Source organism: Longimicrobium sp. (assembly GCF_036387355.1).
Lineage (GTDB): Bacteria > Gemmatimonadota > Gemmatimonadetes > Longimicrobiales > Longimicrobiaceae > Longimicrobium.
This window is the reverse complement of sequence record NZ_DASVTX010000011.1, coordinates 1-13,408: the sequence shown is the minus strand read 5'-3', so window position 1 is coordinate 13,408 and position 13,408 is coordinate 1. Positions and strand designations below refer to the sequence as shown.

The following is a 13,408-nucleotide window of genomic DNA, read 5'->3' as shown; positions in this document are numbered from 1 at the left end:
CCTTGCCGGGTGTCGCGTACCCGGCATCCACCAGCCAGCCGGCCAGCGTGGGCGCGCCGATAGGCAGGGGAATGCCCGTGGGCGTGGCGATGTCCTGCCCCATGTGCTGCATCCACACCAGCAGGCCGGGAAGACCGTGCTCCACGTACAGTTGCTGCGCGGCTGCCAGATCGTGCCCGTGCTGCAGACGATGGACAATGCCGCCGCCGCGAATTCCGCTGCCCGGGACGGTGTCGATCCACCGGTGGATGGCGTCGTAGTCCGCGCCGAACAGGCGGCGGCTGACCGCCTGGTGCCCCGGTCCGTCGTGAAAAACGGACCGGGTGACGCTTACGATCTCCTTCTCCCACACGGTCACACCCATCGCGGACAGGCCGACGAGCGCATCGGCCTGCCACGCAACGCTCAGCATTTCCGTCGCGGGCAGGTGCCCGGGGAGGGGCGTGAACGAGGGGGATGCCAGGATCACGTCCGGATCTTCGGGCACGCGGATTCGCTGGGCACGCGCCCCGATCCCGCGCGCCGCGCCGGCCCCGAGGCTCGCCGCGCGTTCCGCCTCGCCCGCGAGGCGCCGCGTAATCCCCGCCGCCGCGTCCGCGAGCCTTGCGGCCCGGCTCTCGTCGTCCGCCCCGCGCACCACGGGAAAGACCGTCAGATCATCTTCGCTCATCACGATGCACTGAAGGTTCAGCCCTGGGCGGGATGGCTGGTTCTCCAAATGAGGACAGGCAGGAAATGGAACCTACGGGGCGGGCGTCCCCACGTCAAAGCTTCTGGCGAACCGGGGATTACGCCGGGCACAAGCTTTTCACCCAACGGATTTCTCCATCGAGCAAAACAATCGCCCCCCGGCCAGAGCGGCCGAAGGGCGATTTCCGTTGGAGCCGAACGCAGAGCGCTCAGCCGCGGCCGCCCGCGCCCCAGGGATCGCTGCGCATCCAGTCGCGGTCCAGCGGGCTGAACAGGAACACCAGGCTGCCGTTGGCGAGCTCGGGAATGAGCCAGTACGCGCGGCTCTGCTCCACCGCGGGGCACCCCTGGCTGCGGCCGGCGCCTAGGCGCGTGACGTACGGCGCGCCGTGCATCACCACGCCCCGCTGGCGCGCCGTGTTGTTGAACACGCCCGAAAGCCCCGTCAGCCGCAGGCCGATGGAGCGGTACGGACGGCCGCTGTCGTGGCCCACGAAGTTGTAGGTTTCCTGCGCCAGAAACAGGCCGAGCGAGGTGGCGTGGCTGCCGAACTGGTTGCTGAACCGGCGCGGTACCCCCGTGCGCTGCGGCTCCGATCCGCTGCCGTGCGCCACGGCAAAGGGCCCGTCTACCACCCGCAGCCGCTCCATGTCGAACACGTATCCCCGCGGCGTGCGGCTGTCCAGCCCGTAATCCACAAAGTACAGGTACGGCTTGCGGACATTTTCCGGGTGCGCCGCCCTGTAGTTGTAGTACGCGCGAAACGCCATGCGCAGCGCGTCGGGGTCGCTGCTGCGCGACACGCGGTGGCGAAGGGCGTTCAGCGCGGCGCTGGTGCGGGCGTTCGCGGAGGCGTTCTCGATCCCGAAGCCGCCCAGAACGGCGCGCGCGGCCTGCAGGGCGCGGCGGGCAGAGCCGGGAATGGTGTCGGTGGTGGCGGATTCCGCGAGGCGGGGAGAGGCGGTGACGGCGGTGTGGGGAACCGCGGGTGCGTCGCCCAGGTGCAGGGCGGCGGCGATGGCCATCAACAGATCAAAGCGCATGGGTCTCTGGATCGGGAGCGCGCGCGATGCCGCGCTCGGGTTCGTGCCGAGGGGAGATCCAACGGTTGCCGCGCGGCAGCGGGGGGTGCCGCGGGCCATGTATGTAGGATGTGACGCCAATATTGAGCGGCGTCCGGCCGTCCGCAAGGGGTTTGACGGCATGGCGCAAAATCACCGCAAACGCAGTCCCCGCCTGCTCCGGACGGGCGTGTCAACCGCGATGTGCAATGCGGTACGGCGAAACGCAATACGGTCATCCGTGATCCGCCATGACAGGAAGAACCCCGGGACGGTTAGGCCCGGGGTCCGCTCCTCGCGCGCGTTGCCGCTGTTGCGCCGTTCACCGCGGACGGGACGGGCAGCACGGAGGGAGCCGTTCAGGAGCCGGGCGTTCCCAGGAACAGGCCCGTGCGGCGGCCCGTCGTTCCCGGCGCGGACTGCGGCTCCAGGGCTTCGCCGAGCTTCTGCAGGAACGTGGTCTTCTTGGAATGGCGGATCCGGAGGCCGGCGATTTGGCGGTCGAAGTCCTCCGTCGTATCTCCCCGCGCAGCCAGATCCCGCAGGTCGGCGATGAGTTCCAGCGCCTGCTTGTACGATGCGGGCTTCTTGCTGTCGACGAGGTCCTCGATCTGCCGCCACACGGATTCGCCCCGGGCCGCCACGGCGTCCAGATGACGGGCGCGCACCTCGGCCGCATGGGCGGCGCGCTTCGCGGTTTCGCGCGCGGCGCGCTCGGTTTCGGTGCGGTGCCGCGCGGCGGCGATCCCGTCCGCAGCGTCCAGCAACTCGCGCACGGTGCGGGGAGTGCCGGAGGTGGCGCCGTCAGCGGAGCGCCGCGCCTGCGCAAGCTCGCGCGCCAGTTCCGTGTGCACGCGCGCCGCCTCGTGCATGGCGACCCGCGTGAGCAGGTCTACGCGCCTCGCGTCCGGAAGCGCGGCGACCCAGGCACGCACCTGTGCGGCGTCCGGCACGGGGGGAAAGGGCGGGCTGCCCTCCGCCGCGGCGCGGATGAGATCGTCATCCAGCCGCAGGAAACCCGCGAGCGCGGTGAGCGCCGGGGAGAGTTCCGCCAGCCCCGCCGGCACGGGGGGCTCCGGCTCGTCATCGTCCAGGTCGCCCTGCTGCGCGCAGAGCAGCCATCCCAGGTACAGCGCGCGCAGGTCGCCCGCCGCGAGTTCCGCCCGCAGCGGCAGGATGGACGACATCCATCCCGTTCCGTCTTCTTTCCAGTCGCCCCCTTCCTCATCCGCGAACGCAAAATCCAGGATCAGCGCCCCGTCCGCCACGCGCACGGAGAACGAGTGCCCCGCGGCGTAGGGCGCCGCATCGGCGTCATTCAGCGTGCCGGCGGGAAGGCGCAGCATGATCTGGCGCGCGCCCCAGTTGGCGAAGTAGAGGAACGCGTCAAAGTAGCGCTCCATCCACGCGGCGCGGTCGCCCTTGAAGTTGCCCCACTCGTAGGAGTTCACGAAGCTGGAGGGCGTGATGCGCGCGCGGGTGGACACCGCCCGCAACTCGCGCATCTGCTCCGGCGCCAGCCGCCGGTCCACCGCCCGGAATTCGTAGTACTGGTACTCGCTCATCGGTCGTTTGCCGCGGGGCAGGGGCTCATGCGGGTTACTCCGCCACGACCTGGATGTTGTAGCGGATGTCGGTGCTTTCGGCGGCGCGGATCCAGTTCTGAACGTGGCCGGGAATGCCGTGCAGCGGGTACAGCGCCCGGCCCGCGTCCGCCACGATGGCGTCTCGCGCGCCTATGACGGCGTTCCACCCGGCGGGGGGCGTTTGCGAAAGCTCCGTCGCGAGCGCCCAGGCGAAGTCGCGCGCCACGTCGATGCCGAAGTCGAAGACGCGGTCCTCCAGCCCCGGCGCGATCTCTTCGATGCGCGCCAGCCGGGGCGAAACCTCACCCAGTTCGTCCTCCACTACCTTCACCAGCCGCGACAGCACCTGGTTGATGGCCTTGAAGTCCGGCCACAGCGCCTGCAGCTCATCCGGCGCGGGCGCGACGGTCGCGGCGGCGATCCCCAGGTCCAGGTTGATGTGGGCGTTCATCCCCACCAGAAGGTGCTGGACCACCAGCGGGCCGGGGTCGTCCAGCAGCGCGAACGCGGCCCGCCAGCTCCGGGACGGGGTTCCGCCGGATGCGTGCTCGTTCCACGCCGCAAGAAAGCGGTTGGCGAACACCACGTCCAACCGCTCCATCCGCGCGTTGTCCTGAAACATGTTCCCCGCCACCAACGCGCGCCGCACGTTGGTCGTCACGCGCTCGTACAGCGCGGCGAAGTAGCCGATGCGCGCGCCCTGGCGCAGGGCGTTGTCCAGGATGCCGTTCAGGCGCACCAGCACCTCGTCGATGCTCGTGGGCAGCGCAGCGGTGGCGGATACTGTGGTGTTCATGAGAAGCGGAACGGTCGTGGCGGGCGACGAAGAAGGCCGGCAAGCTGGCGGATTGCGATTGGCATCCGCAACCCTGCCGACATGACCGCGCGATGTTCGCCTCCCCACCACACCTCGCCGGCGCCCCACGGATCACGCCAGCTTGCGATACGGGAACCCCGCCGAGCGAATGTGCGTGGAAAAGAACCTTCCCGCCGATTCCGCCTCCTGCAGGCCGCGGAAGATGGGTTCCGGCACCTGCGCGTATTCGTACAGCCTCCCCGTAACGAACTCCACTTCCAGCAGGCGCTTCTCGGGCTCGTAGCCCACGGAAGCGATGCTGGAGCTGTCCATCGGGATGCGTGTCATGCTTCGCACTCGTGTCAGGATTGTCAGCATCCGGGTACACAAGTAAACGAAGTGATCACATCCCGTGCCGCTGAGTATCCGCACAAATCCGTTGGGGTACCGTCCGTCGCAGGCTGGTGCTGACGGGGGGAGAAGCGCATCCGCAGACAGTTTCTTTCAAGCGCACGGCGGACGAACGAGATCGGCAGGAGGCGCGCTGAGGGAACCTTCGCGGCGGCAAATGGGGGCGCTGGCGGATCGGGGGAGGGAAGGCCATCATCCCGAGGAGCGGAGATCCGCCGGTTCCGGCCACCGGTTTGCAGGACGGCCGGGGCGCACAGACGCGGTTTACCAGAACGTGAGGGCGAGTTGCTGACGCTGCGTGGGGTGGGTGGATGGCTGGCGGTGATGGCGATGGCGGCGTGCTCGTCGCCGGGCGCGGGCGCGCACGCGGTGCAGGGAGACAGCGCGCCGGCACCGCGCGACATGCCCGTGCAGGCGGCGCCCGCCGTGCAACCGCTGCAGACGGACGCCCAAGGCCGGGCCTGGGTGGACGGCACGCTGGCCGGCATGACGCTGCGGCAGCGGGTGGCGCAGCTCGTCTTTCCGTGGATCAGCGGGCGGTCGGCCACGCAGAACCCGGAGGAGATGGAGCGGATGCTCGCCTCCGTCACCCGCGACGAGGTGGGCGGATTCATCATCTCCACCGGCTCGCCCGGCGCCACGGCGGCCAAGCTGAACGCCGCCCAGGCCCGCGCACCCGTGCCGCTGCTCATCGTTTCGGACCTGGAGACCGGGCCCGGCGTGCGCCTTACCCCCGGCGGCACGCGCATGCCGCCGGCCATGGCGTTCGGCGCGGCGGGGGACACGGCGCTGGCGCGCGAGGCCGGGCGCGTCACCGGGCTGGAGGCGCGCGCGGTGGGGATCCAGATGACGCTGGGGCCCATCATGGACGTGAACGGGAATCCGCGGAACCCCATCATCAACATCCGCTCGTTCGGCGAGTCGCCCGACGCCGTGGCACGCCTGTCCGCCGCGTGGGTGGCCGGCGCGCGGCAGGGCGACCTGCTCACCGTGGGCAAGCACTACCCGGGGCACGGCGACACGCACGCGGACTCGCACGTGGGGCTGGTAAGCATTGACGCGGACGCGGCGCGGCTGCGGCGGGTGGAGTTCGTGCCGTTCGAGGCGGGGATCCGCGCAGGGATGGACGGCGTGCTGGCGGGGCACATCGCCGCGCCGGGGGTGGAGGGGGCGAACGCGCCGCCCGCGTCGCAGTCCCCCCGCCTGGTGCAGCAGATGCTGCGCGGGGAGTTGAACTTTCGCGGGATCGTGTTCACGGACGCGCTGAACATGCAGGGGGCCACGCAGGGCATCAGCGTCACCGAGGCGAGCATCCGCTCGCTGCTGGCGGGCGCCGACGCGCTGCTGCAGCCGCCGGAGCACACCGCGGTGATCGACGGGATCGTCGCCGCGGTGGAGTCCGGGCGCATCCCCCGCGCGCGCATTGACGAGGCGGCGCGGCGCGTGCTGACGGCCAAGGCCGCCGCCGGGCTGCACCGTGCGGCCCGGGTGGACCCCGCCGCGGCCGAGTCCGTCACCGGCGCGGCGGCGCACGTGGCGCTGGCGGATTCGGTGGCCGCGCGCTCCATGACGCTCGTCCGCAACCGCGGCGGCCTCGTCCCCCTTGCGCGGGGGGCGCGGGTGCTGCACGTCACCTACTCCAACCGCGGCGGCAGCCCGTCGGGGAGCGTGCTGCAGCGCGTGCTGGCGGCGGGCACGGCGGGCTCGGAATTCGTGCGCGTGGGCGCATCCACCCCGGCATCCACCTTTGCGCGGCTGACGGCGCGCGCGGCGCAGGCGGACGTTGTGGTGGTGAGCGTGGCGGTGGTGCCGGTGCAGTACCAGGGGCTGGGGCTTTCGGGCGGGTTCGGGCCGTGGGTGCAGTCGGTAGCGGCGTCTGGGCGCAAGGTGATCGTGGTGTCGCTGGGAAGCCCGTACCTGTTGGACGCCTTTCCCGCCGTCCCCGGGTATCTGCTGGCGTGGGACGTGGGCGAATCCGCCGAAAGCGCGGCGGGCCGATCGCTGCTGGGGCAGGCGGGGACGCCCGGGCACCTTCCCGTGTCGCTTCCGCCGCATCACCGGCTGGGCGAGGGGATCGTGCTGGGGCAATGAAGCAGGGAATAGGGAATAGGGAATAGGGAATAGGAACAGAGGCCCCTCGGAGCCCCGACTCGTAGGTTTTGCCGCGACTCCGCGAGTGTCCGCTTCTGCCGCCCTCCGGACCGCAGTGAGAGACGCGGTTATTACACTCAGGGATACGAAAAAGCCCCGCCGAGGAACGGAATCCTCGGCGGGGCTTCGTGCTTTGGGAAGCGCGCGTGGTTACTCGGCGCTGGCCAGCTGGTCCAGGCTGCCCAGGTCGCCGTTGGCCCACGGGTCCTGGCGCATCCAGGTGCGGTCCAGCGGGCTGAACAGGAACACCAGGCCGCCGTTGGCGATCTTGGGCAGCAGGCGCTGGGCGCGCGCCGGCTCCACCGCCGGGCAGCCCTCGCTGCGGCCGGCACGCGACGCCGTCACGTACGGGGCGCCGTGCGCCACCACGCCGCGCGCGCGGGCCTTGCTGTTGTACGAGCCCGACAGCCCCTTCAGGCGCAGCCCCACCGACGAGTAGCGGCGGCCGCCCGTCTTGCCGGTGAACCGGTACGTCTCCTGGGCCAGGTACAGCCCCAGCGACGTGGCGTTGCTGCCGTTGCGGTTGCTGAAGCGCGACGGGCGGCCCTCGCTGGGCGCGGCGCTGCCGCGGCCGTGCGCCACCATGAACGGCCCCTCCACCACCTTGAGCTGCTGCATGTCGAACACGTAGCCGCGCGGCGTGCGGCTGTCCAGGCCGTAGTCCACAAAGTACAGGTACGGCTTGCGCACCTCGTCCGGGTGGGCCGTCTTGTAGCTGTAGTATGCCTGCACGGCCAGCGTGAGCGCGTTGGGGTCGCTCTGGCGCTTGACGCCGCGGGCCAGCGTGTTGACGGCGGACTGCACCTTGGTGAGGCGGGCGCCGCTTTCCACGCCCACGCCGTTCAGCACGGCGCGCGCGGCCTGCAGAGCCATGGGCTGCGGAACGGCGGCGGGAGCCTGCGCAACCGGGGCCGCCTTGGCGCTCATGTGCGCCGCCGGGGAGGCAACCGGGTGCGGACGCGCCGCTTCGTTCGCCAGGGCGCCGGTCACGCCGACGGTCAGGGCGGCGGCGGCGATCATCAGCAGGTTGTCACGCTTCATTGTCGCGGTTCCCTTTCGCGGAACCGGCCGTGCGGGCCCGGTTTCCGATTCAGTTCGCAAGCGCGTACGCCCCCGCACGCAAGGTCTCAGGGGCGCCAGATTGAGAAACGGTGGCGGGCCGGGGCCCGCGCGAAAGCAGGTGTCGCGAATGCGCCATCCATCGAGCGCCGTCGCGGCCCGCGCCGCATGTCATCGTGTTGTTTCGTTGTGCCTATAATCTAGGCGATCCCTAAGTATATGTCAATCCGCAGGATGCGCTGGTTCCCGGATCCGTTGCGACTGTGGGGTCGGGAGATGGATACGGAAAGGCCGCCCGGCTCCTGCGGCGAGCGGCCCCGTTCCCCAAGGCGGTTGCGGCGGATCAGCGCTACGCCACAACCCCGGCCATCGCCGCGTGCTCCGCGACTGCGTACCGGACATGCGCGATGCGGTCGTACTCGGCGCGGCGGCTTTCCAGGTCCAATTCCCGCCCGGTGATGTCGCAGGCCATGTAGAACGGCTCGTTGTGATACAGGATATCGGCGTCGTAGCCGGCGGGCGGTTCGTCGTGGGCGGACGGTGTCTCCAGCCGCGTCCGCAAGGAAGCGGCGGCCCTTTCCGCGGCCAACGTATCCATCCCGTGAAAATGTCGCAGGCAATCGGCGACGATCGCCCAGAAAGCGTCCTTCAGCGGTTCGATGTCCAAGTGATCGTTCTCCGGCCTGAGTTCAGCACGTCCTGCGCGGCGCGCGTATGAAAGCTGATCTGGTCAACGCCCTGGATCGTAAGACGCTGCTGGCACAGAAAGGCCACAGGCCCCGCAACCGCGTCATACATGCCATCCGCGCGTCCCGGAAAGCCATGACGGCCTCCTCCGGTGCGGCAGTGGACGACCAGGCTCCAGAAGTCTTCCGCGTCAAAGTCCCCGCGCACGAACGGGAGCGTCGCCAACGTTCCGAATCGCTCCCGGTCGACGTCGAACGCAACGACGGCCGCCTGCCCCGCCCGGGTTCCCTGTGCGCGCTGATAGGCCCAACTCTTTGCCTGGCGCGCCAGCGTGGTCGTGTAGAACCCGGCACCGAAGTCCGTTCGTGTTCTGCCTCGCCGTATGTCCACCCCGGCGGCGACGATCTCCTCCGCGTCGCTCAGGACGGTTCCATGGTACAATCTGATCGGGGCATGGGTCCACGGCGGCGGTGGAAAAAGCATGGTCCGGGGTCGGGGTAACAGGGGCGAACACGGGACGACCTCAAGCTCACCAGACGCAGTTTACGGCGAAATGTGGTCCAAAGAGGACATCCGGTGCGGCACGGCCGGTCACGGAGGTGCTCTCCGGGCGGGGGACAGCCCAGGGCTTGCGCGCGTTCGGCAAAAAGGGATCACCTGCGCGATTGGTTGCAGCGCGCTCAGGAAGTACCGCGCCCCGCTAGGCCGCCGCACGCGTGCGCCAAGCCGCGCCAACACTGTAGCCGCCCCTCCATCATCCGCGAACGAACAGGCGGGCCGCTCTCCCCTCGGAGAACGGCCCGCCTTTCATCCATCCAACGCACTCACGCACCCAGCACTCACGCACTCAGTACTCCGCACGTCTTCCCCTACAGCGGAATATTCGCATGCTTCTTGGGCGGATTGTTGTCCCGCTTGTTCTGCAGCATGTCGAACGCGCTGATGACGCGGGCGCGGGTTTCGCGCGGATCGATCACGTCGTCCACGTAGCCGCGCGCGGCCGCGGCGAACGGGTTGGCGAAGCGCTGCTCGTAGTCCGCCTGCTTGGCCGCCGCTTCCGCCGCCGGGTCCGCCGCGCCGCTGATCTCGCGGCGGTACAGGATCTCCACCGCGCCCTTGGCCCCCATCACCGCGATTTCGGCCGTGGGCCACGCGTAGTTGATGTCGCCGCGGATGTGCTTGCTGCTCATGACGTCGTACGCGCCGCCGTACGCCTTGCGGGTGATGATGGTCACCTTGGGCACCGTGGCCTCGCAGAAGGCGAACAGCAGCTTGGCGCCGTGGCGGATGATGCCGCCGTGCTCCTGCGTAACGCCGGGAAGGAAGCCGGGCACGTCCTCGAACGTGAGCAGCGGGATGTTGAAACAGTCGCAGAACCGCACGAAGCGCGCGGCCTTTACCGAGGCGTCGATGTCCAGCACTCCGGCCAGCACGGCCGGCTGGTTGGCCACGATCCCCACGCTGTGCCCGCCCACGTGCGCAAAGCCGACCAGGATGTTCCCCGCAAAGTCCGCGTGCACCTCGTAGAACTCGCCGTCATCCACCACGCGGCGGATGACGTCGTGCATGTCGTACGGCTTGTTGGGATGGTCGGGCACCAGGTCCAGCAGCTCCTCGTCCGCCCGGTCGAACGGGTCGTCCGTGGGCTTGCGGGGCGCGTCGTCGGCGTTGTTGCTGGGGATGAACTCGAACAGGTGGCGAATGCGGTGCAGGCACTCCACCTCGCTCTTGACGGCAAAGTGCGCTACGCCGCTCCTGGCCGCGTGCGTGGCCGCGCCGCCCAACTCCTCCATGGTGACGTCCTCGTGCGTCACCGTCTTTACCACGTTGGGCCCCGTGACGAACATGTAGCTGGAGCCCTGCACCATGTAGATGAAGTCGGTGATGGCCGGGCTGTACACCGCGCCGCCCGCGCACGGCCCCAGGATGGCCGAAATCTGCGGCACCACGCCGGACGCCAGGGTGTTGCGAAGGAAGATGTCGGCGTAGCCGCCCAGCGACACCACGCCTTCCTGGATGCGCGCGCCGCCGCTGTCGTTGAGCCCGATGACGGGCGCCCCGTTGCGGATGGCCAGGTCCATGATCTTGACGATCTTTTCCGCGTGCGCCTCGCTGAGCGAGCCGCCAAAGACGGTGAAGTCCTGCGAAAAGACGTAGACCAGGCGCCCCAGAATGGTGCCGTACCCGGTAACGACGCCGTCGCCCAGGTACCGCTCGTTTTCCAGCCCGAAGCCGCTGGCGCGGTGGACCACGAACCGGTCCAGTTCCACGAACGAGCCCTCGTCCAGCAGCACGTCCAGGCGCTCGCGCGCGGTCAGCTTGCCGCGCTCGTGCTGGGCCTTGATGCGCTTTTCGCCGCCGCCCAGCTCCGCCTGCCGGCGCAGCTCTTCCAGCTTCTCCAGCTTTTCCCGCATCGACATAGTGGACGCGCCGCCCGTGCTCTGCTGGTGAACGTGCCACGAACCCGTGCCCCGGGTCCGGAAAGGCGGCCAATCTAACAGCCCGCGCGCCATCCCGCACGCATTCCGGAAAACGCAGGAAGGGCGGCTCAGCCGGCCGCCCTCCTCCATCACCCCCGGACGTGCGTGCCGTGGGCGCGGCTCCGCCCGGCCGTCAGCCCGGAAGCAGCGCCTGCACGGCGGCCCACCCCGCCGTCGCCGCCGCGGCCCCCAGCGTGGCGAACAGCAGGAGCGAGCCCGCCAGGGCGCCCATCCCGTACCGCGTCAAGCGAAGGTCCTGGTTGGTCCACCCCAGGACAAAGAGGATGATGCCGGCCGCGGGAAGGGTGTTGGTGAGCGGGAGGAGCGGCACGGGAACGGCCAGCAGCAGCGCGCCCGCGAGGACGCCCGCCCCGCAGAGCCGCCGCCCCGCGGTTCCCCGCACCCACGGCGACCTGCGTGCGCCGCGCCCGCGGTCGGCCCAGTGCGACACGCGCTGCAGCATGGCGACCATCACCGTGTGGACGGAGCGCGGGACCTGCACGCGCAGAAGCCGCTCGGGAACGGGCGCGTCGTCGCGGCGGCGCAGCATCCGCACGCCTAGGAGCGCAATGAGCAGGCTGGCCGGGGTGGTGATGGGCCCCAGGCTTACGGGAGACAGAAAAGGGAGGGCCAGCAGTGCCGCGCCCAGCGCCGTCTGCCGCGTGCCCAGCGGGCGCAGCAGGTCGCGCAGGGTGGCGCGCCCGGCAGTCTCGTACGCCCGCTCCATCTCCATCAGCGCGTGGCGCAGCAGCGCGCCGGTGCCGCGGGGGCGCGGTGGTTCGGGCCTTTCGGAATCCATGTCGATCACGGGACGGGGGCACGCACGTGCGCAGGTCGCGCTCTTCCGACGGGCAAGCCTAACGCCCCGTTCCGATAAGCACAAATACGGGTTTCGGCTGCGACTCATCCACCCAGGTTATGGATCGCGGAGCCGCGGCCGTCCCGCTGGTAGCGCAAAGCGGAGCGGGGCGAGCCGTCGTCGGCCCGCCCCGCGTTCCACTCACCCGCTCACGGCGGAACAAGGGATGGGTGCTGAAGGCCATCCCGGGAGCCACGTGGTACAGCACTCAGGGACACGCGCTCAGCCCGGTGATGCGGTCGTGCCCGAAGCACCCATGGGACTGCCACTGAATGGGGAGTTCCACCCAGACGGCGACCGGGCGGCCGTTCAGCCGTGCCGGCCTCCACCGAAGCCGGCTCACGGAAAGGATGGTGGCTTCGTTGAAGGCAGGGTCCGTGCTCTGCAGAACGGTGATCCCGCTCGATGTGCCATTCGTTCCCACGACGAACCGCACCCGCACCAGCCCGGAGGTGCCCGCGTTCCGCAGCGCGGTGGGGTAGGTCTTCTCCAGCGAGTCCATCAGGTCGCGCACATTCACCGGCTCGGGCGGCGTTTCGGCGGCGGCGAGTTCCAGCACGCCGGGGGTGGCGGACCCGCCTGGCGCCGGCGCCTCCTCCGGTGCCGGAGCCTGCCACACCACGGGCAGTTCCACGCGGACGTTCACCGGCTGGTCGTTCAGTTCCGCGGGGCTGAAGCGGAGCGTCTGCACGGCGGCCAGCGTGGGCGCGTTGAACGCGGTGTCGGCGGATTCCAGCACGCGGGGTTCACGCGGCACGCCGTCCGCGCCCACGACCATCGACACGCGCACGGTTCCCGACACCCCCGCGGCCTTGAGCGCGGTCGGATACGTGGCCTGCAGCGCGGCCGCCATCTCCGCCGCGTTCAGCGGGCGCGGCGCGACTTCCACGCCGCGCAGCTCGTACACCTGGCCCGCGGGCGCCTGCTACGCGGCGGCGGGGGCAAAGGCGAACGCACCCGCGCAGGCGGCGGTCCGCACGATCCGCTTGATCATGGGGCGAAGAGCACGGGGGACGGGGAGGATCATCACTGCGCCACCATCCACTGAATGGGGACGTCGAACTGCACGGGAACGGGGCGCCCGTTCAGCTGCGCCGGGCGAAACCGCGTATCCTTGAGCACGGCCGCGGTCGCTTCGGCAAAGCGTTCGTCCGTGTTGGTCACAATGGAGATCGCGCGCGGAATCCCGTCGACGCCGATGTGCATGCGAACGAGCACGTAGGCCTGCACACCCTCGCGGCGGGCGTCGGCAGGGTAGGCCCGCTCCATGGCACGCATCAGCGCGTGCTGGTTCAAAAGGCGCGGCTGTTCCGTCACGTCCTGCAGGGGAACCACCTTCATGGTGTCGGCTTCCATCGCTGCGGCCCTGGCGTACGCGGCGGCCACCGCCTCGGGCGCGGGGTCGGCCTGCCAGACCACGGGAAGGTCCACGCGAACGTCCACCGCCTGGCTGTCCACCAGGGCGGGAGAAAACCGCAGGATGCGCACGGCGGCCAGCGTCGGCGCATCAAACGCGGAATCCGCCGACGAGATGACCGTGAGGTCGCGGGGAGCCCCGTCGATGCCGACGATCATGGACACGCGCACGGTTCCCGACACGCCCGCGGCCTTGAGCGACTCCGGATAGC

General features: G+C 70.0%; 13 protein-coding genes. 1 reads left to right on the top strand and 12 read right to left on the bottom strand.

Annotated elements, in window-relative coordinates; genetic code table 11:
* The 5 genes from VF665_RS00680 to VF665_RS00660 all read right to left on the bottom strand — a co-directional run.
* A partial coding sequence (locus tag VF665_RS00680) for a hypothetical protein (protein WP_331051469.1) occupies nucleotides 1–670 on the bottom strand: 670 nt, incomplete at its 3' end.
* A gap of 229 nt (nucleotides 671–899) precedes the next feature.
* On the bottom strand, nucleotides 900–1,733 hold the full coding sequence (locus tag VF665_RS00675; RefSeq protein ID WP_331051468.1) for a murein L,D-transpeptidase catalytic domain-containing protein: 834 nt from the start codon (nucleotides 1,731–1,733) through the stop codon (nucleotides 900–902).
* A gap of 377 nt (nucleotides 1,734–2,110) precedes the next feature.
* Entirely contained in the window at nucleotides 2,111–3,316 is a 1,206-nt protein-coding gene (locus VF665_RS00670; RefSeq protein WP_331051467.1) for a hypothetical protein, read from the bottom strand.
* A 34-nt stretch (nucleotides 3,317–3,350) separates the two neighbouring features.
* On the bottom strand, nucleotides 3,351–4,133 hold the full coding sequence (locus tag VF665_RS00665) for a DUF5995 family protein (RefSeq protein ID WP_331051466.1): 783 nt from the start codon (nucleotides 4,131–4,133) through the stop codon (nucleotides 3,351–3,353).
* Between the two features lie 132 nt (nucleotides 4,134–4,265).
* Nucleotides 4,266–4,481 (bottom strand): KTSC domain-containing protein, encoded by a 216-nt coding sequence (locus VF665_RS00660; RefSeq protein WP_331051465.1) that lies wholly within the window; start codon nucleotides 4,479–4,481, stop codon nucleotides 4,266–4,268.
* 348 nt (nucleotides 4,482–4,829) lie between these two features.
* Between VF665_RS00660 and VF665_RS00655 the strand changes: the two genes are divergently transcribed.
* Nucleotides 4,830–6,635: a glycoside hydrolase family 3 protein gene (locus VF665_RS00655; RefSeq protein WP_331051464.1), complete on the top strand. Its 1,806-nt coding sequence runs from the start codon at nucleotides 4,830–4,832 to the stop codon at nucleotides 6,633–6,635.
* A gap of 210 nt (nucleotides 6,636–6,845) precedes the next feature.
* On the opposite strand, the gene VF665_RS00650 is transcribed toward VF665_RS00655, so the two are convergent.
* The 7 genes from VF665_RS00650 to VF665_RS00620 form a co-directional block, all read right to left on the bottom strand.
* Nucleotides 6,846–7,736 carry a murein L,D-transpeptidase catalytic domain-containing protein gene (locus tag VF665_RS00650; protein WP_331051463.1) on the bottom strand — a complete coding sequence of 297 codons (891 nt, stop codon included), beginning with the start codon at nucleotides 7,734–7,736 and terminating at the stop codon, nucleotides 6,846–6,848.
* Nucleotides 7,737–8,103: 367 nt separating this feature from the next.
* Complete coding sequence (locus VF665_RS00645) at nucleotides 8,104–8,421, bottom strand: hypothetical protein (RefSeq protein WP_331051462.1); 318 nt, start codon at nucleotides 8,419–8,421, stop codon at nucleotides 8,104–8,106.
* A complete protein-coding gene (locus VF665_RS00640; RefSeq protein WP_331051461.1) occupies nucleotides 8,403–8,882 on the bottom strand; it encodes a DUF3990 domain-containing protein in 480 nt (159 codons plus the stop codon). Before VF665_RS00640 ends, VF665_RS00645 begins: the two co-directional genes overlap by 19 nt.
* A 428-nt stretch (nucleotides 8,883–9,310) precedes the next feature.
* The gene (locus tag VF665_RS00635) at nucleotides 9,311–10,855 is read right to left on the bottom strand and encodes an acyl-CoA carboxylase subunit beta (protein WP_414677896.1); all 1,545 of its coding nucleotides are present in this window, start codon (nucleotides 10,853–10,855) and stop codon (nucleotides 9,311–9,313) included.
* A gap of 199 nt (nucleotides 10,856–11,054) precedes the next feature.
* Nucleotides 11,055–11,720 (bottom strand): exopolysaccharide biosynthesis protein, encoded by a 666-nt coding sequence (locus VF665_RS00630; RefSeq protein ID WP_331051459.1) that lies wholly within the window; start codon nucleotides 11,718–11,720, stop codon nucleotides 11,055–11,057.
* Between the two features lie 268 nt (nucleotides 11,721–11,988).
* Entirely contained in the window at nucleotides 11,989–12,687 is a 699-nt protein-coding gene (locus VF665_RS00625; protein ID WP_331051458.1) for an energy transducer TonB, read from the bottom strand.
* Between the two features lie 119 nt (nucleotides 12,688–12,806).
* A partial coding sequence (locus tag VF665_RS00620) for an energy transducer TonB (RefSeq protein ID WP_331051457.1) occupies nucleotides 12,807–13,408 on the bottom strand: 602 nt, incomplete at its 5' end.